The sequence below is a fragment of the Sulfitobacter sp. 1A13496 genome, assembly GCF_043557225.1.
In the GTDB taxonomy this organism is placed as follows: domain Bacteria; phylum Pseudomonadota; class Alphaproteobacteria; order Rhodobacterales; family Rhodobacteraceae; genus Sulfitobacter; species Sulfitobacter faviae.
The window spans coordinates 1-25,806 of the sequence record NZ_JBIFFP010000013.1 but is presented as its reverse complement, the minus strand read 5'-3'; the positions used below and the strand labels follow the sequence as shown (position 1 = coordinate 25,806).

Below are 25,806 nucleotides of genomic sequence, written 5' to 3'. Positions count from 1 at the left end.
ATGGCCCGCCGTCTTCGCGTCGATATCGCCTTCGACTCGGACGATGTCCGCCCCGTGGGACAGATCGCTTGGGATTCCGCCCGCCGCTCCGCGGCGGTCGAATGGGACCCCTCTTTCGTCGCAGCCCCGCTCCCGATCTCGCCCTACCACATCAAGACGCTGGCCGGGCTCTATCGCACCGGCAATACGGCCGCCTTCGAAGGCCTGCCCGGAGTCTTCGGCGACTCGCTCCCTGACGGCTGGGGACGGTTGCTCATCGACCGCGAACTTGAGCGCCGCGGCAGCGGTCGCACCGCCGTCACCCCGGTTGACCGTCTGGCGATCGTCGGCACCCACGGCATGGGCGCCCTCATCTATCGTCCAGAAGAGCGAGTGGTCGGCCCGAACAGCGTCGACCTCGAGTGGTTCGCCGATCTCGCGACCAGCATGGCCGAAGACGCTTCCGTGGAGGACCTCCGCAAGGCCCGCGCGGCAGCCGGCGGCTCTGCCGGCGCCCGGCCGAAACTCGTGGCCCTGCTCGATGTGGAGACCGGCCGCGTACGCGACCATCGGCGAACCCCGGAGCGCGGCGAACGGCAGGTGCTGATCAAGCACCGGGCGACAACCGACAGCCCGACCGCGATCGAAGAGGAAGAGGCCTACGCGAGGATGGCGCGGGCGGCCGGTATCGCCATGCCCTGGACGATGGTGCTGCGCTCTGGGCGCGGCGATGCTTTCTTTGCCGTAGAGCGCTTTGACCGCAGAGGCGCCGGACGGGTGCATATGCATACCGCCGCCGGCATGCTCGACGTCGACTTCCGCCAGCCGTCCACCGATTACGAGAACCTGCATAAGCTGGTGCGTTGGACCACCCGGCATGCTGGAGATCAGGACGAAATGTTCCGCAGGATGGCCTTCAACGTCCTCGCCCACAATCGGGATGATCACCTGAAGAACCACGCCTTCCTAATGGACGCAGGGGGCGGTTGGCGCTTGGCGCCGGCCTACGACGTCAGCTTCTCCGACGGGCCCGGCGGCGAGCACCATCTCGCCATCGCCGGAGAGGGGCGCCAGCCCGGCAGGAAGCATGTAGAGGCGGTCGGGCAGGCGCTCGGGATGAAACCCGCAGCGATCGCCGCGCTCATTGATCCGGTTCGCGCCGCCATCGCCGACTGGCCGAGACACGCAGACGCCGCCGGAGTTCCGTCGCGGCGCGCCAAGCAGATCGCCGGCTACTTCGCCACGTAAGGCCGGGTTGCGAGACACCGGTGTTACCCCCCTCCGCACATTCAGGTGCCGACCGGGCGTTTCCGTCGCACGGGACTTGTGGCAAATGCTTTGGGTCCTACACTCCCCGTGCCCGTGCCCGTGCCCGTGCCCGTGCCCGTGTCACCGTTGTCAGGTGGGCGCCATTGCGCTGCTGGACGGGAATCGTCTTCCGAGAAGCTTTGCTCGGATGGACCCGGTTCTGGGCTGCCTGAAAAGCAAACCGCCAACTCGCCTTGGGACGCTTGTCATGGATGGCGTGCCCCGCTGAACGGAATGTGTCATTGTGATGCTGCCGCTTTCTTTGGTGGATAAGCGGGTAGGTCTTCTTAAACCGGATGAGCAATCAGGGTATCACCCGCGAAGTTTGGTTTTGACAAATACCTGCTGATCTTTCGATCAGCAGGGCAAATTATCGCGACCTGAGCTGTATATCAGCGCCACTGGCTGGAAGCTCAGCGGAAGTTATTGTTGGGGTTCGACTTTAGCCAGTTCTGCTTGCAATGCGCGGGCATAGGCATTGCGCGCGGTTTGCGCAATCGCTTTGCGTTGTTCAAGGCGCTGTAGCTCCATATCGACAACTCGAAGGTTCCCAAGTTGTGCTTTGGCCTCATCAGACAGCGCATCCGCCATGTAGTCTTTACCATCAATCGAAATTGTTTGGCCGTCAGCCATTTCATACTCCTAGAGAATTTGGGGGGATCAGATGTGGGAAAACCGGCCCCGAGGGGCCGGTTTTAAAAATAGCTCAGCGTCTAGATTAGACGATGAAGAACTGGTCGGTGCCGGTTTCGACGAGGTTGGTCACATCGGTGACACCTGTCAGTTTCACCATTGCGTCATCGGTGATGTCGCTGGTGGCCCCGCCTTGAACGAAGACGTACGAGTCGCCGATGTATTCGAACAGGACAGCTTCGCCTGCCGCGTCAGCAAAGGCGTCAGCGATCATGGCTGCATCGTCAAGCGACTGAGGACCTGCACCATCAAAGGTGAGAACACCGTTTGCCAACGTTGCACCAGTTCCAGTGTTGGCGTCTGCCACACTAGCAGGAGCGAAAGCCGACAGGTCGATCAGGTCGGAGTCTGCAATTGCAGCGGCTTGAGCCGTTGCATTTGTTCCGACTGCTGCCGCATCCGCTTTTTCAAACCCAACAAGGCTTTCGGTATTTGCACCATCTTGGTCAGCTTCGGAGCTTGCACCAACAAGGATTGTGTCTTTGCCAGAGCCCAGCGAGACAGAACCACCATCGGCAAGGTCTTCCATGTCGAAGATCAAACCGCCGGTGCTGGCCGAAGCATCAACCGAAGCCAGTTTGGACGTGCCGGTGATGAAATCCAGGTCCAGCATTTGGTCACCTGTGACAGTCACGGAGGTGAGGGCATTTGCTTGAACGGTCAGATCGTTCATCGCGACATCACCGCCCGAGTTCACCGACAGGCTTGTCGCTTTGTCAGCGGTCAGGTTGAGTTCAGCAACGTTGTCGCCTGTACCTGTAGCCGCATCCACGAAGCTGCTATCGAACACAGCTTCAACCGATGTTGCGTTTGTTGCTGTTACGCTGCCCGAAACATCACCAGGGGCGGTAGTCGCCGCCGCGGCTTCATCGATGTCATGGGTGACAGTCAAAGAACCAGCGGTTTTCTGAGTGATCGACAGGGCGTTGCCGTCCATGTCGCCGGTGACCCGGACGCCAGCACCAGCTGCAACATTTGTCAGAGCTGCACCGGCGTTTACGTTACCAGATGCAACGAATTCAGTGACAGTGTTGTTCGACGCCAGGATGTCGGTGTCCAGAGTTGTGCCAAGGCCCACAGCATCGAAGATTTCGAAGTTTGTGAAGGCACCAATGTTGGCAGAACCGATATCTTTCAGCTGAACAGTGTCAGTGCCCGCACCCCCGTCGATGGTGTCGCCTTTGGAGACAGTGCCACCGTTGACCAAGAAGGCGTCGTCGCCTTCGCCAAGGTTGACGCTCAGTTTGCCGGAACCGTCACCAAGCAGAGTTACGGTGTCGTTACCTGCACCTGCATCAACAGTGGTGGTGCCTGTGCCGCTGGTTGCAATAGCAACTGTGTCGTCGCCTTCACCAGTTTCCACCATCGCAGCTACTTTAGAACCTGCGGTATTGGATGTCATTGTTGCGATGCGAACGGTATCGTCACCGGCGCCGGTTTCGATGTTTGCAATCGCAGAACCAGCCGAAGTGTAGGTGATGTCGCCAGCGCTTGCCGATGCGTCAACCGAAGTTACCGCTTTGGTGCCAGTGTTCGCAACGCTTACCAGCGTTGCATCTACGGCAGAGGAAACTTCCACGGACTGGACATCTTTGCCTGCTGTGACATTCAGGTTGATGTCTGCAACAGTCATGTCGCTGTTGGAGTCAGCTACTGTACCGGAGATGGTTGCCTCTGTCAGTGCGTCGCCAGACAGGTTGAAGGTGCTGGCTTCAGCCGCGTTGTCCAGAGCAACAGCAGCAGATGCAACGCCAGTGGCTGCAGCTACACCAAAGGTGTTCGCGGTGGTCTGACGGAAGCCCGCTGTGGTCGAAGCTTCCAGGTTCTGAATATTGTTGCCGTTGGCAACTTGCCAGATCTGAGTAGCACCGTCGAAGTCAGCCGCATCTACATTGCCAAAGCCACCAGCTGTCGCGTTGCTGATGTTGACAATCTCCACGTTTTCTACCGAAGCAGACGTCGGGAAACCGCCGCCATTGAACGAACCGTTAGTAAAGATGTTCAGCGTGTCCGTACCGGCACCACCGTCGATGTCGTCGAAGGCAGAGAAGGTGGACGCGTCGCCACCTGCAGCATTCACGGGCAGAGCGTTGATTGTGTCGTTGCCGGCGGTGCCTGCGACAACATCAGCGCCTGTGGTGAGGGTGAATTTGTCGCCGGGGTTGGCCGCGGCACCCAAGAACGCGTCTGTTTCGGCTTTGGCGGCATCAACAGTTGCATCGTCGCTGGTCACACCGTCGATGACGTCGATGGCAGCGGATTTAGCTGCATCGTCGAATACGAAACCAGTTGTGTTTGCAGCGTCTGCAGCAAAGTCACGGCCGACTTCGATTTTGTTTTCGAGGGTGCTGGCGTCAAAGGTGGGCGGGGTTGCGTTGGGAGCATCCACGGCGCCGTTGATGATCGCTTCGATCATGTCGGCCACGGAAACCGAACCTTCGTTCAGCACGTTGGTCCAGAACTGCAGACCTTCGGCGTCGGGCGCGCGGTTGAACAGGTTCTGGTAGACATTGGTGATGAAGGTCGAAGGCGACGCAACATCAGGTGTTGTCAGATAGGGGTACAGCGCAGTTGCTTCAGGGGAAGCTGCGAAGTCTGCGGCGATTGTATTGAATTCGCGGCCACCATCGATCTGGTCGATCCAGAACTGGAGACCTGCCGGATCGGGCGCGCGGTTGAAATAACCTGCGTACAGGGCGACGATTGCGTCGACTTGTGCTGTTGTTGCCATGTTTTTTGCTTTCCTGCTTAATAAGCTTGCACGATGATCTTCTCTAGCGATCGCGAGGCAAATGCCATCCGAGGGTGACGGCATCGCCAGAACGCGGAGTGATCGCTATGATGGGGGTAGCAAATCGCTGGCCACCGAGCAAGCTTTATGTCCAGTAAAAAGTATACCACTACTCTTCATATAGTGTTATAAGGGGTTCAGAGGCGCATATCGCTAAGCATAATATCGGCAGTCCTGTCCTCTAGCTGCATATAAGTTTGAGTAAGCCTTGGATGGCTTGGGCTGCATTTCGAATCTTGGAAGCACCATAGTATGGCAAATCAAAAAACCACGTCTGCGGCCTCTCGGAGCAATGAGCCGCGTGCCGAGTTGGGCAACTGGTTGAGAGCTTTGCGCGAAGCACAAGGGCTTTCGCAACGCCAACTCGCAGAGGCGCTCGACCTCGATTATTATACATTCATCTCCCAGTTGGAGACCGGGCGCGGTAAAATTCCGAGCGCGCGCTATCGCGATTGGGCCGCGGTTCTAGAACAAGACCCGAAGTTCTTCATGAAAACGCTTCTAAGCTATTATGAACCAGAAGCTTTCGCGATGCTCTTTGAAGAGAGTGACGGAAACTAAGCTTAGCGCCTTTGCGGTGTTCAGAGCGCCTCTAAGCGCTTTTGCAGCTCTGGATGCATCTTTCGCTTGCGCAATTGCTCTTGCCGAAGCTGCACTGCTAAATCCTGACTTGCGGTTAAGGCGATGTCATCGGCAAACCTGACCAGTTCTTTTGCGTAGATGTTTGGCGCATGGTTGGCCTCAAAGTAAGCCCGTCCAGCCAAGCCTAATGTTTTGCCCGCATCACGCTCTACACTAAGCTTTTTAAAAAGCGCCTGTAGCTGGGCGACTTCTTTGTCTTGGTCGATGAAGCAAACGACATTCTCCGGCAGGCTGGCATACCATCCCTCCCGCGTTACTGCAGCAGGGGCACCTGCATTCCAAATGCGGAGTTGGCTGCCAGAAGCTTCGCCCATACTGGGGTGACGAAGATTTAAGACCAGATGGGCCTGGCGCAGCGCATCATCCAAAACGGGCTCGGCCACGAAGCCGTGAAGAAAAACCCGCTGGCTCAACCCCAACTGCGAGATCTTATTGTAGATAAGATCAGGGTTCCAAAGCTTACCCATTACATCGAAGCGATAGTCAAAGTCTGGTGGCATCTGCGCCAGGGCTTCGAGGACTTGCTCTAACCGTCTATTGGGGCCGATCCATCCAAATTGCAGAAGCCTTAATGGGCCGGTGGAAATGCCTTTCCTGTAAGGTTCGCGGCCAATCGGGAAAGGCAGGGGTAAGACTTTGGAGGCAAGGCGTGGGCGCTTTTGTTGCACTGCCTCATGCGCAAACTGGGTATGGGTGAGTACCGCTAGCGCGTTTTCGAGAACCAGTTCAAAACCAGGCATCGCACCCGATATGTTGGAGGCCTGCTCCCTACCATCGAGACAGGCGCGAGCCTGCTCAAGACCGGCAGCGCCATACCACTTTTCCATTCCCGCAAAATAAGTTCCAGCGTCCCATTCACTGGCCCTGATTGCCTCCACCATAAGCTCTTGGATCGCAAGATCATGAAGCACCACCACAGTGGGCATGCGCTGCGCCAATCTTAAGAAGCCTGCATGATAAACCCAAGAGTTCCCGATGTGGAGAAACAGCACTTCAGTCCCATCCCCGGTTCGGGCGGCCGTAAAGTCTCGCGGACACACTGTATCTGGATCAAAAGATTTGACGGTACAGTATTTCTCAAGTGAGAGGTCCCATTCCCTTTCATCAGTCCAAAGGATGACCTCAGCCTTAGCGCTTAGCTCAGGCAAGATGCGTGAGGTATAGTGGGCAATATCGGTTTCAGCCGGTGGCAGGGGGCTGATCCAATGAATGGTGGGGCGCGGCGTCTGAGCGGTCATCACAAAGCCTGTTGGGCCAAAGCAAGGAAGGTGTCTTCAGAGCAGGGCAGCTCAAGCATATTAGCCCGACCTGTGCCTGTGAACGCCCCCACGCCAGTTTGGAAGAGCTGCAAACGCAATATGCCTTTGGAAGAAATCATCTCCTCGGGGCTGCGGCGGAAACTAAAGGTTGTTTTGCCTTCAGGAGCGACAGCCTCATTAAGGGGGAGAATGACATTTGTGTGGACCAAGTAGCCGTTCTCATTGATCCATTCGGCCAGAAGCGCCGTCGATTGAGCACCCGAGGACGGCCACCAGCCTGAGGAAGTATTATGCGCTGTAATTTGCGTAAGGCCTGTATCGGCTTCTTGCTTTGAAAGGGTGAGCTCCCCCGAAAGCCGGGCTGGGTCTCCATGATAGAGCCCTGGTGGCGGGGCAGTGGGCGGACCTGCTTTGCGCCCAACAAAAACAATATTCTCTCCGCGCAAGTTCAAGTCATCCTCACGGGCAATCATAAGTACCGCAGTCGCAGGATCGACGTGATCTTCGTAAACGTCGGCTGTTCCCAAATAGTGGGTTTCAAAGCCTGCGCCATGGGCGAGAGCCTCGACTTCGCTCGGTGTATATTCGCGGTTATGGCGGCCATAAACGCCCCCCGTGGGGACAAACAGGCCAAAAGAATAGGGCGATTGCCCGTTAAGCATCTTCTGGACGCCGCGATGACTTCCAACGTTTGGCGTCGTCAAAATGATATGCCCCCCGGGACGCAACACGCGTGCGGCCTGAGACAAGAAAAAATGCGGGTCTAAAGCGAGGTGCTCGAAAATTTCCATTCCCAACACCATGTCGAACTCAGCATCGCCGTAAGGCATAGCATCGCGTTCAATGTTGGCAGGTCGCAGTTCAATATCAAAATCAGGATAGGCACCGTTGAGGCTTTTGACGGACTGTGCGTAAGGGTGGGGGCCTTCCCAAATACCACTTAGCTTCGCATCAGGCAGGGCGTTGACGACCATGGCTTCAAAGGCCAGCGGGGGGAATACCCCAACGTCCAAAATGTCGCGCGGGGCCGCCTCGATCACATGATGCAATGTGGTCAGATAGCGCGTCCAATGTGTGCCCAAGTATTGCGCCAACCCAGGCTCTACCGGAGCAGGGCCGCTCCCGTCTTTCGCAGGCATGGTGTCAAAGTCATAGGCGTTCAAAACCTCTGTGATCGATGCAAAAGGTAAGCTGGGAGCGGAAGGGGGCGCGACAGCGGCCTGTACTCGCGCGACCGCTTCTTCGGCTGGCGTGGCCGCAGCTTTCGCCTCAAGGGCCGCGATCTGTGCAGGGCCTGGCGCGGGTTGAGCGGTTTGCCCAGTTAGGGTTTCGACGACATGCTCCCAAGAAATATTCATCTTTTGGTAACGTGCGCGGCCAGCTTCACCCAAAGTCTCGGCCAAAGCGGCATCTTCGTAAAGGCTGCTGAACGCTTGAGCCAATGCTTCCGCGTCGGGTGCTGCAATCAACCCTTCTTGCTTTTGAGAGATAAACTCCAAAGGACCACCTGCGTCAGTGGTGGTAATAACGGGCTTACCTGACAGCATTGCTTCCAGCGTGATATACCCCAAGTCTTCGTCTTGGGGTGTGAACACGACAGCTCGGGCTTGAGCATAGTAGCGGACCATTGTGGCGTCATCGATACCGCCGAGCCATTCTACGCGCCCCGATACGCCTAAAGCGGTGGCCAAACTGCGCAACTCATCCAAATAGGCAGGGTTCTCGGCGACGCCTGCAATAATCAAACGCAGGGGCGTTGGCGCCTTGGCAAGCGCGCGTAGCATCAGATCGACTCGTTTGGATGGGTTCAGCCGCCCCGGAGCAAACAGATAGTCGCCAAAGTTTCCTTGGGTAAGCAGTTCTGCGTTCGGTGGCGGATGGTACAAAGGCGTAGATGACAGCCCGAGGTATTTCTTGAGCCGCCCGGCCACGTTCTGAGAATTTGCGTATATTGGCTTTGTACTGCGCGCAAAAGCATCGCGATCCTCCGCGCGTATCATATCGCGCGCCATCATTCCTTTGGGGGCATCCAACAGATCCGAAGTGCCCGCATCCCACATGTCATAGGCTTGCCGGTGCTGATGGATCAGCCAAAAAACGGGGTTTGGGTGGCGCGCCAGATAGGCCGGAAACTTAAGCCCGATCATCAGATCAATGGGCACACCTTCAGATTCTGAAAGATCCGTAAGCCGCGCCGCGAGAATACTGTCGGTCAAAGTCTCAACAGGGTACCACTTGAAGGGCAGGGCGATCTCACAAGCTTCATGACCATATGCGCGCAAAGCAGAAACCAGACCTGCGGCATGACGCTCCGCGCCGCCAGTCACAAAGGGGACTTGCGTCCGAACCACACCAACCCGCATCTCAAGCCTCCTGAAGAGGTTTGTGGCCAAGAATGGCGAGGTCTTGTGCGCCGAACATCAGGTTCGCCAGTTCTGGATCAAACCCTGGTTTGGCCATGAACTCAGCGAGCTTTTCATGAGGGTGCAGATGACGTGTCTCAATAGGGTGAAACCCCACTGTTTCGAACAAGACGGTCAGTACCGGATCGGTCATCGGATGAAGGTGGGTGGGGTCATTATGAAAGGAGGTCGCCCCCACCAACACATTACGTACATTCGGCGTCTCAAACAGCAAAACCCCGCCTGGGGCCAATACGCGCATGGCCTCTCGTGTGATCCATAGAACCTCTTCAAAAGGAAGATGCTCGATGAGATGATGAGCCGTGATGCAGGCCATGGAGTTGTCCTCGGCGTCCGTGAGGGCGCTGCGCGCATTCCCCTGCCGAGCGTCCAGCCCTTTCTCTTGCACATCAGCGATCTGCACTGGATTTGTATCAATACCGAGCGCTGTAATGCCTGTGTCGTTTAAAAGGCTAAGCCATTCGCCTCTGCCACAACCAATGTCCATCACAGGTTTGCCGCCTGTTCGAATGACCGCGCTCTCTACGTCGGGAAGGTAGATACGCAGCCTGTTGCGGATATCGGATGTTGTGCCGCGATACTTGTTCTCGAGCCTGTGGTAGAAACTATCCATCACCGCTCCAATGCCGCTTTCATCCTTATCGGACGGATCAGCGGGCGTAGAAATCGGCTGCTCCCCCGCGGGGGGGCGTAGGATCTGATCCAAACGCCGAGAGAGCTCAGTAAAGTTGCGTGCAAGCTCTGCGTTGCGGGCCATCAAAGCTTGTGTTTCGCCTTGAACCATTTGTTTAACACCGTTGCGCAACTGGCGCTCACGCGTTTCCCAACCGGCAAAGCGGTCTTCAATGGTCTGCATGTTGCGATATGTTTCCTTGGCCATACGCTCTGTACGACCAAGCTTGAAGATTGCAGCTATATAGTTGCCAACACGTTTGAGCTTGCTCACATCGCCCCCCATTAGATTTTTTGCCTTTCTAAGAGCAAAGCTCGCTATGCCAGCTTACTCTTCGCGCAAGCTCTTAAAGATCGCCTCCGACAGCGGATCCAGCATATACTGCAATACACTACGCTCGCCTGTTAGAATAACCACGTCAGCTGGCATGCCGGCGGTCAGACCGTCCCGGATCTCATCTGTAAGATTCTCATCCGGCACTTTAATGCGTGCCAAATAATAGGGTGCCTCATTGGGATCTTTTGTGGTCACAACATCCGTAGAAATGGAGAGCACTTCGCCGAGGACCAACTTGGCCAGACGGGATTTGAATGCTGAAAAGCGCACTTCGGTTTCAAGGCCGGGACGCACGTTGTCTACGTCTACAGGTGCGACCTTCGCATCAATGAGAAGCGTCTCATCACTGGGAACAATCTCCATGAGGATCTCACCAGAGCGGATCACGGAGCCTCGGGTGGTAACGGCCAAGCTTTGAACTTTACCTGTGGTCGGCGCTGAGATCGTGGTACGCCGCATCCGATCCTCAGCCACGGTGAGTTTTTCGTTGATCTCGGAAAGCTCTGAGCGCGCGGTCTTAAGCTCACTATTAGCGCGCTCGCTATACTCCTGTTTCAGCTTAAGAATATTGAGGCGCGCCTCGCCTGCGGCTGCTTTGACTTGAGCGATTTCAGACATAGCAGTGCCAATGCTGGCTTCAATCTGGATTACTTCATCTTCCATGTTTGAAAGACGATTGCTTTCAACCACACCGCGCTCTTCCCCCGTACGCATGCGCTCGAAAAGCTCACTGCGAAGTGCATGACGCCTCTTCAAGGCTTCGAGCTGAACTTCATATCCTTCTGCTTGCCCGTTCAGTTGCTCTGCGCGAAAGTTCAGGATCTCAGCTTGGGACAGGTAGATAGAGCGCCGGTCTTCGAAAATATTACGCTGCGCTTCCACGGCGCTTTTAACCTGAGGGTCTTCCGTGTTCAGAAGCTCTTCGGGAAAAGAAATCTCTTCAGCAAAGGTTTGCTCTGCGGTTAATCTGGCGATCAAGGCCTCTGACGTCGCCCGGCGCTGCTCAAGAACTGCGATTTCAGAATTGACCTGAATGTTGTCCAAGACAAGCAGTGGATCGCCTTGCTCTACAAGGTCAGCTTCACGAACCATAATCTCTTGGACGATGCCGCCTTCAAGGTGCTGCACAACCTTGCGATCGCTCTCAAGTGCGACCACCCCAGGAGCTACAACCGCGCTCGCAATGATGGCAAAATAGGCCCAGATGCCCATTACGCCGAAGGTAATGAGCAGGAGGATGTAGCCTGCCCAAGAATACTTCCGCGGGTTTGCCATCTTTGTAAGTTGGCTTGCAACCAACGTTGATTCTGCTGATGCCACGACTGGGTCCTAAATGCTTTAGAGGCTTACTGTATGGATGCCGGTGCTTTGCCACTTTCAGAGAGAGCGGACCAGCGCTTGCGGCGCATTCGGTGCGATCTCGCCAAGTTTTACAGCTTTGCAGTCGACAGCGAAACAGTTTGGGGGGGCTGCTGAGGTTTCTGTTGCGGCTGCTGTTGCTGAGGTTGCAAGAGTTCTTTGGTGGCGACAAAGCGCTGCACCGCGCCATCCCTCAAGATCAGTGTATAGTCCGTCGCACTCAGAATATTGGCTTTATGCGTCACGAGAACGATAGACTTACCTTCGCTCTTGAGGTGGGCAAGGCATTTAGCCAGCGCTTCTTCACCTTCGCTGTCCAGATTGGAGTTGGGCTCATCCAACACAATCAAACATGGGTTCCCAAACAAGGCGCGCGCCAAGCCCACACGTTGGCGTTGACCGCCCGATAGCCGGCTTCCTCCGCTTCCGATTTGAGTGGCATAGCCATCGTTCAGCCCGGAAATCATCTCGTGGGCGCCGGCAAGCTTAGCGGCTGCGATGATCTCCTCGTCTGTGGCGCCCTCTGCAAAGCGAGAGATGTTTTCCGCCACTGACCCAGAGAACAATTTCACATCTTGAGGAAGGTAGCCGATGGCTTGGCCCAACTGATTGCGGTCCCAATGGGCAAGCTCTACTTTATCCAGCCGAATGGCACCGTTGATCGGGTCGCCGACGCCAACCAAATGACGTGCCAATGTCGACTTACCCGACCCGCTTGGCCCAATAAGAGCAAGTGTTTGGCCCGCAGGTAGATCGAAGCTTACAGAGCGCAAAATTGTATCGCGGGTGCCGGGCACCACAGTGGTAATGCCTTCGACTTGCAGATGTCCTTTGGGCTGAGGTTGTTGGAGCCGTGTAGGTTCTTCTGCAACAGCTTCAAAAAGCTTTTTGAGACGGGCATGTGATTGGCGTGCAGCCACGAACTCTTTCCATTGTCCGACGGCTTGTTCTACCGGGGCCAGGGCGCGGCCCATCACGATCGAGGCTGCAATCATGACCCCCGCAGAGACTTCGCCCCGCATGGCGAGATAAGCCCCCGTGCCAAGAATAGCGACTTGGAGCCCCATACGGACAAATTTTGAGCTCGACATCACGGCGCCCGCCCAGTCACTGGCCTGGGCCTGTGAGATCAGCATTCCGTTGCGTTTCACCTTCCAACGTTCAGCCAAAGCGTCTTGCATGCCCATAGCTCGAATAACTTCGGCATTTTGCATCGTGGCGCCCGCAAACTCAGAGGCTTGCTGACCTTCAACATTCGCTGACTGTAGCGCGTTTCGTGTAAGATATTCATTGAGCAACGCCAGTGTGAAAATCACGAGGGTACCGCCTGTGGCCACCCAACCAAGCCAAGGATGGAACGCAAAACACAAAGCCAAAAAGATGGGCGTCCAGGGGACGTCAAAGAAGGCCAGAACACCTTGCCCGGTGATGAAGCTGCGAACCTTGTCGGCATCCCCCAAAGCCGTACGGGCGCCACTGGTGGGATTAATCAGTTGGATGCGCGCCACACGATCAAACAAGGGCCGCGAGAGAATGCTGTCAAACTGCAGCCCGGCCCGCACCAACATGCGTGAACGCACAAACTCCAAGACGCCATAGGTGATCAAAAGTGCCACAGCGATGGCCGTGATCATCAAAAGCGTCATTTCATTGCGGCTGGCCAGTACCCGATCATAGATCTGGAGCATGTAAAGCGGGCCCACAAACATGAGCAAGTTAACAAAAAAGCTAAATAGAATAGTCGCCCCAAAAATGGCGCGAAACTTCTTGTAGGCCTGCTGGAGCGGATTACTGGCACTCATGGGGTAAAAACATCTTTCGCTACCAAATATAGTCGTCTTGCTATAAACACTTTTTCGTCAAAGGTCACGTGCCGTATCAAGGGCAGATAGGCCTTTGGTTTATGGCCAGAAAGCATATTTTGAGCATAGTAGCGAGCCGGTACCCCAAAGGGGCGTCCTCAGACTTTGACGGTGCTGCCGCAGCACAAGCGGCCGGTCATGTTTTGCAGGGCAATACGCTGCCTAGAGAAGGGGTGCCTTTGTGAAGCTCGACAGCGCGGGAGGTGCGGGGCTTTTTAAAAGTCTGAGTCGGGCTCTTCATACCAATGGGGGAAACAATAGGCGCGCGGTTGCTTCGCCCGTCTTCGTAAACCAACACCCTTTGCATCCACCCGAAAACCTTTGGGGAGGTGGGTGAGCCCGTGCTAAGTCCAGAGCGCCATAACATCTTGGCCTTTGCTTCAAGACTGATATGGTGGCGCAAAGGATTTACTTGATGTCTGATGTTATTCGTTTTCCACGGCTTGCTCGGTCGAGCGCTTTAACGGCTTCTGGGCTGACTGAGACAGATGACGCCTGCAGCCGCCTCGACATGGCAGAGCTTTATGGTCCGATGGATGCAGGGGATGGCGTTGATGACGGCCCTCAGACTTTTGAAGCAAACGTCTCCTTCCTTCAGCAATCCCATAGCCTTTGCACGCAACCAGTAGGTTGGACCAATCAAGAACTGGCGGATCTTTACCGGACGCAAAGAATACTCGCCCTCGCAGGCGTCACGACCCAAGTAGATCATGGCGTCACAGATGAAGGAGACCCTTGGTTTGTCTTTATGGACAGCCAAAACGAGGTTCTGGTGCATTTTAGCCGCTTTGACGGATGCTATTTGGTAACCAGCCAAATGCAGGAAACCCCTATTAAGGGAGACAGCCTGCACGATCTGGTGGCAGAGTTCTCGCGACGCGTGCAGCCAGTGGCACAGGCCGGGCAGAATGTTGTGTCGCTCACAAAACGCAACCGGGATGTCGTATTCATACATCCCGCGGCGGCGCTCGCGGCTCTGGTGTGGTCTGTATATCTGATGTCGGATGAACTGATCGCGGCAACTCCCGCCACTACGGCAAGCATGCCAAAAGAAATGGGGGGTTCATCTCATGAAGATGCAGCTGGCAAAGAACCAGTAGGACATGATGGCGACCAGGAGGTGTTGTCGAGCGCTGTTCAGAAAGCGTCTGCGCCGCAAGATATCGTGAAGGCTACGTCCAGTTCATCGTCTAGCCGCGAAGGCTTGGCCTTAGGGCTTTCAGGGCATGGTGCGAAAGCCGCTGGGGTAAGCTTAAGCTTGGTGGCCCTGGCCGTTGGCTTGCCTTTACCGGCTGGAAGCATTCTGGATATTACGACCGATGACAGCTTTACTCAAAAGCTAAGCTTAGAAAGCCTTTCCGCCGCACTTGAGCACGTTAAGTCGAAAGAAGCCGCCCTTCTAATGGCATCTGAAACGATAAAGCTCCAGCAGCGTGACCTTGGTTTAGCCGAAGTGGAGAGCGAAGAAACTGCACCGGAAGCGCCAAATATTGATCCCGAAGCCGAAGTCGCGCTCGTAACCAAAGGTCCTTCGAGCACCCGCATAAAAGAGACTGAAGAGCTCTCTTACGCTGAGCCCGCACAGCCGGTGGCCATGATGTCTAAACGACCGCCGAGCGATCAAGATGAAAAAGCTGCGGAAGCTTCCAATGAGCAGCCGGTTCAAACTCCAAGCGCGATATCTTCCGATAGCAACGTGGAAGAGGTTAGCTTTCTACAGAGCTTTGACGCGGCCTTCGAGAGCTTTGAAATCACAAGCCTCGACAAGATTGATCACAGTGAGCTCGTCCAATTGCTGAACACGGAGGAGACAAAGTCGCCGTCTACCCCGGTAGGCTTGGCTGAAAAACTGCCTGGCTATGAAAGCTTCGACCTGGAAGCGCGCGAGTTTTTAGATTTCTTGCTCCATACCTACAGCAACATTAAAGTCGTCAACTTGAACACAGAAATCATCTTCATCCATATGGACGCGTTCGAAGGGGGCAGCAATGCTCCGGAAATCTACGCGAAAAGCTGGTCGTACGATGATGGTGGCGTTGTATCTACTATTGGATTGAAGAGCGACATGGCGCAGTTTGATCTGATTGCTTAAGAGCTTTTCGAGGGCGGGGCGGCAGGCCGCTTCACCGCTCCAACTGAAGCACGCCATGCGAAGCATAGCGCGATCAAGAAGCCTCCGAAATAAAGCAGACCTTCTGGGTTAAAGCGAGCTTAACTAGGCGGGTGAAGAGGTGATATGAATAAGGTATTGGTAACCGGCGGGGCAGGCTATATTGGCTCGCACGCTTGCAAAGCGCTGAAGTCGGCTGGGTTCATCCCAGTGACTTTCGATAACCTCATCACCGGATGGCGCGATGCAGTAAAGTTTGGCCCCTTCGAGGAGGGTGATCTGCTAGATCGCACACGGCTAGATGAGGTTTTTGCGGAACATCAACCCGTCGCGGTTATGCATTTTGCGGCTCTCAGCCAAGTGGGTGAGAGCATGGCAAAGCCGGGTCTCTACTGGCGCAATAACGTCAACGGATCCCTTACGCTGATTGAGGCAGCGGTTGCGGCCGGCTGCAAACGGTTTGTCTTTTCATCTACCTGTGCGACCTATGGGGATCAGGACAACGTCATTCTTGATGAAAATAGCGCACAGTATCCGATTAACGCTTATGGCGCCTCAAAACGCGCGATTGAGGACATTCTGCGTGATTTTGAAGCCGCCCATGGGCTGCAGCATGTTATCTTCCGCTATTTTAACGTAGCCGGGGCAGATCCCGAGGGCGAAGTGGGCGAGTTTCACCAGCCGGAGACGCATTTGATTCCGCTCATGCTTGATGCGATCTCTGGGAACAGGGCTGCGCTGACGGTCTTCGGAGATGACTATGACACGCCCGATGGCACCTGCATTCGTGACTATGTGCATGTCTGCGATCTAGTTGATGCCCATGTTCTGGGCTTGAAGTGGCTTCAACAGGATAGGGGCAGCCGAGTATTTAACCTCGGCACTGGTAGCGGCTTCTCAGTGCGCGAGGTGCTCGATCATAGCCGTGCCGTAACCAATCAAACGGTGCCTCATAAAATCGGTGCGCGACGCCCAGGAGATTGCACCAAGCTCGTGTCAGGCTCTTCTCGAGCGATCAATGAGCTTGGCTGGACACCTAAACGTTCCACCTTGAACAACATGATTGCTGATGCTTGGAGATGGCACCAAACTGGCCACTACGAACAATAGCCCCAAAGACACTAAAATTGCATCCTTAAGCCCAGCCTAGGGCAATTTATCGCCGCATTCGTGGTCAACAATGGTGCCTGTAGAGCAGCATTGGAGCAAAACATGACACAGCCTGCAAAGTCAGACTTCCTGCACATGATCGGATATAGCCTCATCACTGCAGTCTTCGTTTTCGTGGCGCTACTTTAAGAGGGGTTAAAGAGCGCCGCGCGCCGGCCGGCATGGCCCGCGCATTTAACTCGGGATAAGGTAGAAAGCCACAAATACGCGCTTTCCAAGCGGCGCCTGTATTAGGTGCACCACCCGACGTATCTATCATCTATGTGGGTGGAGCAGTTGCTGTAAGACAGCTGCCCCACCCAGGTCTTTCTAAACAAAGACGCCGTCGGTGTAAGTCGCGCCCACCAGTTGCGCAAACTCTTCAGATTGCATCATGTAAGCAAGAGCTTCGTCGACTGAATCGGAAATACCGTTCGCATCGAGATACTCTTTCCAGAAGTTCAGCCCAGCGTCATCTGCTTCGCGGTCAAAAAGATTTTGGTAGATAGACCGCACCAAAGCTTCAGCATCATTTAATGCCTCTGCATACTGCTGAGAAAAAGCTTCAGTTTGCGTAAAGGCGTTTGTCAGGGCAAACGTATCGATGGTTCCCCCTTCGTAGAGATCGAGCCAGAAGTCGAAACCTTCCGCATCCGGCTGAGCATTCCCAAGCAAGGCTTCGTAAGCGGCTTTAACCAATCCAGCACCATCTTGAACATCCAAGAACAGCGTGCCGTCGGTAAACTCTAGCCGATCGAGGCCTACGAGTTTCTGCGGCTCGCCCCCGGGAAGGGTCACCGTAACCCCATCCTCTTCGATAGCGATCGTCGTCCCGCTGAACGGCAACTGGAAGGTTTGAATGTCGTTTCCGTTTTGGTCCTGCGTCACGTCGGGGCCGCCAGGAGTTACCGATCCAAACCCTTCGACGTCGCTGAGAAGCATAGAATCTGGCAAGCCCTCAATGGCGCTGCGCAACTCTTCAATTCCTGCGGATACAAGGATGGGATTTGCTTCAATGGCGGACAAGGATGCGTCCAGTTCAGGAGTAATCGGAACGCCCAGGCTGGTTATGATGTCGCGCAACTGTGAGGCGAGCCCCTCAGCATCATTCAAAAGTGGGTTATTCGCGATCATCGCCAAGAAGGGGCGAACATCGCCGACCGTCAGTTCATCCATGCAAATTCTCCTAAAAAAGTAACAGCAAGCGACCGACAGCACAAAATTTGCCCGGAATCGCCGCTTAAAAAGGATAATAAGCTGAATCTTACATGGCTATAAAAATGTTAAAACTATGGCGCGCGGACATCTACCTGAAGTAGAAATCTCACGATAACTATCGGAACATTATAGGAATTTTTGAGCTTTAATTTTCTGCAGTACAATCACTGAAGCGCGCCCTATGCCCCGAAATGGATTAAATACCTTCTGGCGCTTCGGCCCCCGTCGCGGACGAGGGCCTTGTCGTTATATAGGTTCAAATGCGCATGGCGTCAGGCTCAACGCCTGCTGCGATCTGAGCGCGGTACCAGTTTGGTTGGCGCCCTTTACCTGTCCACGTCTGCGTTTTGTCCTCTGGGTTCGCAAAAGCGGGCTTTGAGGGCTTTTTGGGGGCCTTTTTTGCTTTCGTCTTCTTTTGGACTGTGCCGTCGGCTTCGGAGATTTCACCAAGAGAGAAGCCGAATTCCGCAGCGGCTTTGGCAGCGGCCTTCTTTGCCTCTCGTTGATCTCTCGCTTTCGCAGAGGCAAGCGCTTTACTTACACTGTTTAGAAGCTTCTCAAGCTCCTTTCGGGACATCGCTTTCAGTTCGTCTTTAGAGATCATAGACTTTCTTTCACCTGCAAATAGGATTGGATTTCCTGCTTCTTAGGCGCATCAAGCTATCTGTTCAAGATAGCCTCGCAATTTTAAGCACTTAACTGCAACGCATCGCAAAATTGTGCCTCTCAGGGCGCGCGCTTCACTTACCAAGCTGGAAGGGCAAAAGATCAATTTTTGAGCAAAGGAGCTTGGGATATATATTGACTTGAAAGCACAAAATCCTGACCATCATTCGATGTGATCCTTTATAGAAAGAGCTTATTGGCATGTTTTTCCGGAAAACTTGGTTGGTTGGACTGCTCATCGCAGCTCTTCCAGTCGGCGCAGCAGCAGACCCTCTTCCCTATGGCGCTAAAACGCCAGCCCCTCGTCAAATTATTGCAGCATACGTTGGAAAGACAGAAACTTGGGAAGCAGATTGCCAAGGTGGAATTTACTTTGGCGCAAACAGCCAAGCACGCGCGTGGTGTGCGCAGAGCAGCGATAGCTTAGGCGCTGGCGAGTGGACCGTAGATAGCTATGGGCGTATGTGTCACAATCTTACATGGTATTGGCCCAATAACGGTCGTGCAGGTAGCTCGCCGGGTGAGAAAAGTTGCATATTGCATGTCGTCGATCGTTTTGACCGGGTTTGGCGCAGCTACCCGGGGCAAACGGAATGGTGGCCTATCAAGGGTGATAAAGCCCTTACACGGGGCTATACCTATCAGCGCGAAGTGCTGGCTCTCAAAAAGAAACTCGGCATATAAACGTCGGGATATTTCCGGACATAGCCTTTAAGGCAAAAACGGCTACAGCCGAAACTGTAGCCGCTACTGGGATGACCGTGTGCTGTGGGGGACACGATCATCTTCCATTTTTTCTACGTACGGAAATATGTCAATGATTCGATCCACGCCAAACTTAGACGACATATCTTAGGAAAGAAGAGAGCGAATCATAAGCCTACAGAAAGATCCATTTATTCTTTAGGTTCAACAGTTTGAGTTTATTCGCACAAGGCATTCGAAAAGCGAAACAATGACACACTCTTAAGTTGCAAATTGGGCGGAAAGTGGGCAAACGCGTGACACACTCCTGCCGCTATCTATACTCGCTTTCTGTATAGATTTGTAACAATGCGAGCACTGCTTTTCTGCCAGCAACAGCTCGCCGACCACGTTTGAGCATCCTCACGGTACGTTGAAAGCGGCTACTTCTTTTTAACGCTCCCGGTCTCTTGGCTTTCAAATGGTTGGCGACGTTCGCGTGGGCATAATATTCGGGTGGCCTCACACTGCGCTTCTATACAGCAAGCTATAGATGCGAATACTCGATGTGGAACGCGAAGCGACAAGAGAATAAGGCAAAGGGGCGCATGAATGCGCACCGCGGGTACCATGAACCACGTGCAACTCGTGGTTTGTCTGATCGTGTCTTTTTTGACCCAAGTCGGCGGCGGAAAGCGCGTGTTATTTTTTCAGCTGGCACGCTTATCAGTGGCGTCATCGCTTGGCTTTTATTTTTTGCGATTACAGTAGGATTGGATGGAGGGCTTGAAGCAGCTCTACCAGAACCTATCAGCACCCTGAAAGGGCACACAGCCTCTGTCAGAAACAGCCTCTTGGTAGAAGGAGAGCATGGCTCTGATATGCCAGCGATCGACCTTTACGCTCAACAAGAGCTTCAAAAGTATCAGTGCTTGAACAGAACGGGGCAGGGCGCAGCGCCATCCCAAACATTAAAGGTATATGCGGTTGTATCTGCGGAACTTCCTTGGGCTACGCATTCATTCAGTGAGAGCTGCAATACCATCCATGTGGCTATGCCTACTTGGTTTCACTTCACTGAGTTAGACGGCGATGTCCAAGTCGGGGAAGTGAGCCTTGAGACCCGCCAGCCTTTGCTTAAGCAGCGCACCGAAGTTGGCACCTTTGACATCATGCCGATCCTGCAGTGGGATACGGCTGCGTTGGGGCTATTGCGGACCCCCACCGGCCCCGCGAAGGTATCCGCTGCACTAAGTAACTTTTTGGATCAGCCTTCACAAACGGCTAATGTGAAAGGCTACTGCATAGACGCAAGCTCGCTTGCTCTTATAGAGGGTCAAACCTTCAGTATTCTAAGCCGCCGACTTACAAGTCAGTTTAAAAGCAGGGAATTGGAAACATGCGTTAGGCTCCCAAGCAGTGCTTCCGCTAGCCTTTTAGTCATTGCCAACCGGTTCTTCGATACCGTTGTGATCAAAGGTTACCAAGAGCATTGGATCGGGTCCGCCCCGCAACCGCTTGCAGACAAGCGTTGGTTTGAAGAGCGTATTAAAGCCTTTCAGGAGCATGTGGCGCCTAGCAAACTTGTGGTTGAGTTGGGAACCCACTCGTTGGATTGGGTTTCTGGTAGCCCGCGTCCGGAAGTACTGCCCTTTGCAAAAGCCATGACGGCGCTTGCTCAACACGATGCTTTTGCCACGCTGGCTCCGGGCTCAGGGAACACTCGGGCAAGCTATCTAGATGCAAGAGGCCTACAGCATCAGCTATGGCTCCTTGACGCCATAACAGCTCAAAATCAGATACTTACCCTGAAAAGATACGGGATACAGGCTCTGAGCTTAAGCGGCTTAGGCTATGAAGACCCCGGGATTTGGGCAGTCTTAGATCAGACCACCCGCGGCATGACCTTGCCTTCCGCAGCCTTAGAAAGCGTTCTTTTGTCAAATTATGTAGCCCTCACGGGCCGCGGGCCCTTTGTTGCACCTCGCTCCATGCCTCAGATGGGCAAACGCACCATCAAAATTAGTCCAGAAACAGGCGAGGTTACCTCCGCGGTCTATGATGAGATGCCTCAGGCGGCAGCTGGAAAGCTTTACGGGGAAGGCGAGCCGAACAAGGTTGTTCTTACCTTTGACGATGGTCCCCACCCCCAACATACGCCGGCTGCACTAGATATTTTGCGCCAGACCCAGACACCCGCTTCTTTCTTCGTTTTAGGTAGTAACGCATTAGCTTCACCAGACCTGATAAGGCGCATTCTAGCGGAGGGGCACGAGCTGGGCTCTCATACTTACTCGCACCCCAATATGGCTGAGATCTCCGCCTCCCGTGCTAAGGTCGAAGCCAACTCCACACAGCTTTTGATAAACGGCATAACAGGCAAAAACATGCGCCTTTATCGTGAGCCTTACATGCGAAGCGGAGGGCCCATTACCTCCAAGGAGGTTGCCTCCTTGCTCCCTCTCGAGGAGGCTGGATATGTCATTGCAGGCATGAATATTGTCCCACGAGACTGGGTTGAGCAAACGTCCGATGCGCTTGCAGATGAGATCATTAAGCAAGTGGAGCTAAATGGGGGAGGCGTTGTGTTGCTTCATGACGGGGGAGGTGATCAGCACCAAACCGTCGCTGCTTTGCCACGTGTGATCTCTGAGCTGCGAGACAAAGGCTATACCTTCACAACCCTTGCAGACCTATTGGGCGTTCCCCCCGATATTCTTTTGCCAGACGGAGACCCGATGACCGCAACGCTCGGCAATGTCTCATTCTTTGCAATGGGAAGCAGCTGGACTGTTCTTCAAGTGGCGTTCTGGACTGTCTTCGCAGTTGGTGCCCTTCGCTCAGCAAGCTTGCTTCTTCTGGCGGGGCGCCGCCAACGCCATACCCCCACACCCTCAGGTCATGAGCCTTCAGTTACAATCGTGATCCCCGCTTACAACGAAGAGCAGGTCATCGAGCAATGCATTCAAAAAGCTTTGTTATCTGAGTACCCAGATTTTGATATTATCGTCGTCGACGATGGGTCAACAGATGATACCTATCTAAGAGCAGCAAGTTTCTCGTACCACCCCTTGGTGACCGTTCTAAAGCAGCCCAACCGCGGCAAAGCTGCAGCGCTTAACGCAGCCCTTGATGAAGCCCAAAGTGACATTTTGATCTGTATCGATGCAGATTCTCAAATAGCGCCCGATGCAGTCCGCTTGTTAGCCGCGCATTTTGAGAACCCAAACGTCGGGGCCGTGGCGGGCAAAGTTGTTGTTGGCAATCGACGCAATCTGCTCACCCGGCTACAGGCCCTAGAGTACATTACATCCCAAGCCATAGAACGGCGGGCAAAAGAACACCTTAATGCGATAACCGTTGTTCCGGGCGCGATTGGCGCATGGCGGACAACAGCATTGATGGAAGCCGGTATCTTCTCGACAGAAACCCTTACGGAAGATGCAGATATGACAATGGCCGTCATCCGGTCAAAGTACAAAGCGCTCTATGAGGACCGCGCTATCGCAAGAACAGAAGTTCCCGCTTCGCTCAGAGGGCTGATGACACAGCGACTACGCTGGTCACTGGGCATGATGCAGGCTGGCTGGAAACATTTGGGCGCCACGATAGAAGGGCGGGCACTGGGGTTGGTCGCGCTTCCAGATCTCGCAGTTTTTGGCTACCTTATGCCTCTCCTTGCGCCTTTGGCGGACCTGTTCTTAGTGATCCTTATTGTAGAGTTTGTCGCGGACTTCGGAACGGCAGACGAACATGCGAAGGTTATAGCCAGCCCATTGCTTATTGCTTACCTGATGCTTCCAACACTGGAGGTGCTGAGCGCCAATAGGGCATTCCGCTTAGATCCTCTGGAGGATCGATGGCTCCTACTATTGCTTCCCCTTCAGCGACTCTTTTATCGTCCGATCTTATATATATCCGTGATCCGGGCGCTATGGCGGGCGGCTACGGGCTCCTTGGCCAACTGGGGGCGCATGACCCGCGTAGGTTTCCAGGTTGACACGGCAAACAGAGCGTCATGAAGCGTCGAACCTTTCTTAAATGGGGGACCGCAGCCCCGCTGCTTCTTTCTGGAGCCACCGCTGCAGAGAGCACTACGGTCACACCTCAAAATACCCTTGTGGTCCTTGATGGCTTAGACAGCAGAACATCCCCCCCGCGAACCGCCATCGTGTTAGATACTTTCGCCCGCAATGGCTTACCTATCACCTGCTTGCTTGACCCCAGCCAAAGTCAGTTGGGGCCAAACAGCGCGCTTTCTCGCACCTTGACACAACGCGCGGAAAAAACGCCGGGACTGGTGCAGGTCGTGCCTTGGGTGAAACAGTTAGGCAGTATGACCCCTTATTTCCAAGCACGGGCCGCCTACGAAGCCCGCCGTGCCTTGGAGGCCATTTTATGGGGAAATGACGCTCCGCAATCCCTGCACATGGCTGTAAGCCAAACCATCGCCTGTGACATGCAACCCATAGCAATGGCTCCATCGGGGCTTCGCGCGTCCGGCATCCGGAATGTTTTAATGCGCCCCGACGTCAGCACTCAGGTGCGACCAGAAGCTTGGGACAATGGTGTAGTCAGAATAATAGGTGGTCAGAGGGTTCAACTGCAGCTCCCTCCAACAGCCTATAGCTTGCCAAAAACTCAATCCGTAGAGAGGGTTTATTACCTATCGGCGCATGACCTCTCAAACCTGCCTCTGGCGCGCCTGCAAGCAGCGGCTACTGCTTTTGCTCAGCAAGTGCTGCTTCCCGACGAGGGGCCTTGGGTAAGCGCCATTCTCGCTTCTGATATTCAGTTCCGGGATGCCTATGACTATCAGCGCTATGTGGGGGTTCATTTTACTCTACGGTCAGACGCGACAGACAAAGAGCGAGAAGCTCTAATGCGCTTTCGGCAGGAGCTTGCTCTTGAAGGCTTATCATCTAGCTTTGGTGACAAGACCTCAGCAGAAAGTGCCTTTCAGTACTGGGCCAATCTAAAAGAAAGCCACCCTCTGGATGAGCCTTTGGCACCACTGGGGGCCCTGGGACAGGGGCCGTCCTCCTCTGCACACCCATCAACACCAAAAAGCTACGGCATTGCGATTGAGCTTAGCCAGAAGCGCGAAGGGGGCTTAGGAGCTGACAACACATTACGAATACCCTCCGTACGCGTACAGAACGTCAGGACAGTAAGCGATACGCTACAAACCTCTATGGGGGCGGCCGACTCTGTTCTCTCAATCCCTGCAGAGATGTTGCGGAGCAAAGCCCATCAGAGGATGCTTAAAGATGCCCTGCAAGCGGTTAAAAATGATGGGCTTTCCCAGGTCGTCTCGCTCTCGGACTATGTAGGGCGCCTCGTACCAACCGACTCCTACACCACACATTTTCGCAGGACAGAGGCTTATTATCCTTACATATCGCAGCGGCCCCAGATCCCAAATGTAACAGAGCGGGAAGGGCTGATGAATGACGCTAAAGTTGCATGGTCTTACTTTGAGAAATGGACCAACCCCAAAACCGGGCTCTGCCCTGCTACAGCGAATTTTTCAAAAACCAACCCAAGGCTACATGAAGCCGTGACGATGTGGGATGTGGGGAGCCATATCTTCGCATTGCTAGCAGCCGTCGACTTAAAACTTATTTCTGACCAGCACTTCCGCCACGCCATCGAAAAAATCTTACCCAACATCGCAGGCCGCAGGTCCCAAGGTCGGCTTCTGCCGCAGGGGTGGATTGCAACAAACAAGTTCAAATGGGGAAATCGAAACTTCGACGGCTGCGATGCAGGTCGCCTTCTAGCAGCCTTATACAGCTTAGACACCCATCCCTTATCCAAAGGCCTTGCTACAAGCACTGTCGCGTCTTGGGACCTGAAGAATGTCGTGGACGATGGAATTGTCCATTCAGTCGAAGAGGGAACATTGGTTTCTACCTTTCGATCTCATTGCGCACATTACGCAGCTTGGGCCTTTCGAATATGGGGCATAGAAGCCAAGTCGCCCTACGAAGTGCTCGGTGGGAAAAGCGCTTCAGATGGTCAAATGTCCCTGCTAGAAGTGTGCGGGCATATAGGCCCTATGGGCGCCGAACCCCTCCTAATGGAGGCGCTAGAGTTCGGTATGTCGCCGGAAGCAGCATATCTCGCCGATGTTCTCTTTGCCGCTCAGCTTGAAGAATACGATGAAACAGGACGGTTGATCTGCGTCTCCGAGGGGCCGATCAACAGCAGACCTTGGTTCTTGTACCAAGGTTTGCAATTTGACGCCCCAGGACGCCTATGGGCGATCGACACCGTCGGCGGCTTAGAAGAGCATCGCACCAAAGCGTTCCGAGAGGAGCATCTCGCGATCAGCTCAAAAGCTGCATACCTATGGTCAGCATGCAAGGACCACGCGTGGAGTGCGAAACTTCTGTCGTTCGTAAGAGAAAGAGCTCAAACCCCTTATGGCTTTGCTTCAAGTATCAATGAACAAACTGGGACCCCAAGCAGCACTTACAGCGACATCAACACGAACGCCGTCATCTTGCAGTCGATCGCTGCCAGGCTGAGAGAAACGTGCGAAAGTTGGTGATGCCCTGAGGGGCGGCATATCATGGCGGTGTTCAGACGCCGTCGATTCTCTGCTGAGAAAAGGATATGCCACATGTCAGAGTCTACCATCACCCAACT

General features: G+C 54.4%; 16 protein-coding genes. 7 read left to right on the top strand and 9 right to left on the bottom strand.

Annotated elements, in window-relative coordinates:
- The gene (locus ACGYLX_RS18420) at positions 1 to 1,227 is read left to right on the top strand and encodes a type II toxin-antitoxin system HipA family toxin (protein ID WP_394451138.1); all 1,227 of its coding nucleotides are present in this window, start codon (positions 1 to 3) and stop codon (positions 1,225 to 1,227) included.
- A gap of 483 nt (positions 1,228 to 1,710) precedes the next feature.
- Here the strand turns inward: ACGYLX_RS18420 and ACGYLX_RS18415 are convergent, their stop codons facing one another.
- Both ACGYLX_RS18415 and ACGYLX_RS18410 read right to left on the bottom strand, forming a co-directional pair.
- Positions 1,711 to 1,920, bottom strand: coding sequence for a hypothetical protein (locus ACGYLX_RS18415; protein ID WP_394451137.1), 210 nt, complete (start codon positions 1,918 to 1,920; stop codon positions 1,711 to 1,713).
- A gap of 85 nt (positions 1,921 to 2,005) precedes the next feature.
- Positions 2,006 to 4,711, bottom strand: a complete 2,706-nt coding sequence (locus ACGYLX_RS18410; protein WP_394451135.1) for a DUF4214 domain-containing protein — start codon at positions 4,709 to 4,711, stop codon at positions 2,006 to 2,008.
- A gap of 312 nt (positions 4,712 to 5,023) precedes the next feature.
- Between ACGYLX_RS18410 and ACGYLX_RS18405 the strand changes: the two genes are divergently transcribed.
- Positions 5,024 to 5,332 (top strand): helix-turn-helix domain-containing protein, encoded by a 309-nt coding sequence (locus tag ACGYLX_RS18405; protein WP_394403664.1) that lies wholly within the window; start codon positions 5,024 to 5,026, stop codon positions 5,330 to 5,332.
- A gap of 20 nt (positions 5,333 to 5,352) precedes the next feature.
- Here ACGYLX_RS18405 and ACGYLX_RS18400 read toward each other — a convergent pair whose 3' ends face one another.
- From ACGYLX_RS18400 to ACGYLX_RS18380, 5 genes are all read right to left on the bottom strand, one after another.
- The gene (locus ACGYLX_RS18400; protein ID WP_394451133.1) at positions 5,353 to 6,651 is read right to left on the bottom strand and encodes a glycosyltransferase family 1 protein; all 1,299 of its coding nucleotides are present in this window, start codon (positions 6,649 to 6,651) and stop codon (positions 5,353 to 5,355) included.
- Entirely contained in the window at positions 6,651 to 9,035 is a 2,385-nt protein-coding gene (locus ACGYLX_RS18395; protein ID WP_394451131.1) for a glycosyltransferase, read from the bottom strand. The genes ACGYLX_RS18400 and ACGYLX_RS18395 overlap by 1 nt, the downstream gene beginning before the upstream one ends.
- Position 9,036: 1 nt before the next feature.
- Positions 9,037 to 10,041, bottom strand: coding sequence for a class I SAM-dependent methyltransferase (locus tag ACGYLX_RS18390; protein ID WP_394451129.1), 1,005 nt, complete (start codon positions 10,039 to 10,041; stop codon positions 9,037 to 9,039).
- A gap of 54 nt (positions 10,042 to 10,095) precedes the next feature.
- Positions 10,096 to 11,424, bottom strand: a complete 1,329-nt coding sequence (locus tag ACGYLX_RS18385) for an HlyD family type I secretion periplasmic adaptor subunit (RefSeq protein WP_394403668.1) — start codon at positions 11,422 to 11,424, stop codon at positions 10,096 to 10,098.
- A gap of 110 nt (positions 11,425 to 11,534) precedes the next feature.
- Positions 11,535 to 13,265 (bottom strand): type I secretion system permease/ATPase, encoded by a 1,731-nt coding sequence (locus ACGYLX_RS18380; RefSeq protein WP_394451128.1) that lies wholly within the window; start codon positions 13,263 to 13,265, stop codon positions 11,535 to 11,537.
- A 475-nt stretch (positions 13,266 to 13,740) separates the two neighbouring features.
- Here ACGYLX_RS18380 and ACGYLX_RS18375 point away from each other — a divergent pair, with 475 nt between their 5' ends.
- Together ACGYLX_RS18375 and galE are read left to right on the top strand one after the other, a co-directional pair.
- On the top strand, positions 13,741 to 15,417 hold the full coding sequence (locus tag ACGYLX_RS18375; protein ID WP_394451126.1) for a hypothetical protein: 1,677 nt from the start codon (positions 13,741 to 13,743) through the stop codon (positions 15,415 to 15,417).
- 144 nt (positions 15,418 to 15,561) lie between these two features.
- On the top strand, positions 15,562 to 16,545 hold the full coding sequence (gene galE, locus ACGYLX_RS18370; RefSeq protein WP_394444278.1) for a UDP-glucose 4-epimerase GalE: 984 nt from the start codon (positions 15,562 to 15,564) through the stop codon (positions 16,543 to 16,545).
- Positions 16,546 to 16,914: 369 nt separating this feature from the next.
- Here galE and ACGYLX_RS18365 read toward each other — a convergent pair whose 3' ends face one another.
- Both ACGYLX_RS18365 and ACGYLX_RS18360 read right to left on the bottom strand, forming a co-directional pair.
- Positions 16,915 to 17,760 carry a DUF4214 domain-containing protein gene (locus ACGYLX_RS18365; RefSeq protein ID WP_394403787.1) on the bottom strand — a complete coding sequence of 282 codons (846 nt, stop codon included), beginning with the start codon at positions 17,758 to 17,760 and terminating at the stop codon, positions 16,915 to 16,917.
- A 298-nt stretch (positions 17,761 to 18,058) separates the two neighbouring features.
- Positions 18,059 to 18,406, bottom strand: coding sequence for an H-NS family nucleoid-associated regulatory protein (locus ACGYLX_RS18360; RefSeq protein ID WP_322346553.1), 348 nt, complete (start codon positions 18,404 to 18,406; stop codon positions 18,059 to 18,061).
- Between the two features lie 263 nt (positions 18,407 to 18,669).
- Here ACGYLX_RS18360 and ACGYLX_RS18355 point away from each other — a divergent pair, with 263 nt between their 5' ends.
- From ACGYLX_RS18355 to ACGYLX_RS18345, 3 genes are all read left to right on the top strand, one after another.
- A complete protein-coding gene (locus ACGYLX_RS18355) occupies positions 18,670 to 19,152 on the top strand; it encodes a DUF995 domain-containing protein (protein ID WP_394444281.1) in 483 nt (160 codons plus the stop codon).
- A gap of 608 nt (positions 19,153 to 19,760) precedes the next feature.
- Complete coding sequence (locus tag ACGYLX_RS18350) at positions 19,761 to 23,174, top strand: glycosyltransferase (RefSeq protein WP_394451124.1); 3,414 nt, start codon at positions 19,761 to 19,763, stop codon at positions 23,172 to 23,174.
- Positions 23,171 to 25,708: a DUF3131 domain-containing protein gene (locus tag ACGYLX_RS18345; RefSeq protein ID WP_394451122.1), complete on the top strand. Its 2,538-nt coding sequence runs from the start codon at positions 23,171 to 23,173 to the stop codon at positions 25,706 to 25,708. Before ACGYLX_RS18350 ends, ACGYLX_RS18345 begins: the two co-directional genes overlap by 4 nt.
- Positions 25,709 to 25,806 lie beyond the last annotated feature (98 nt).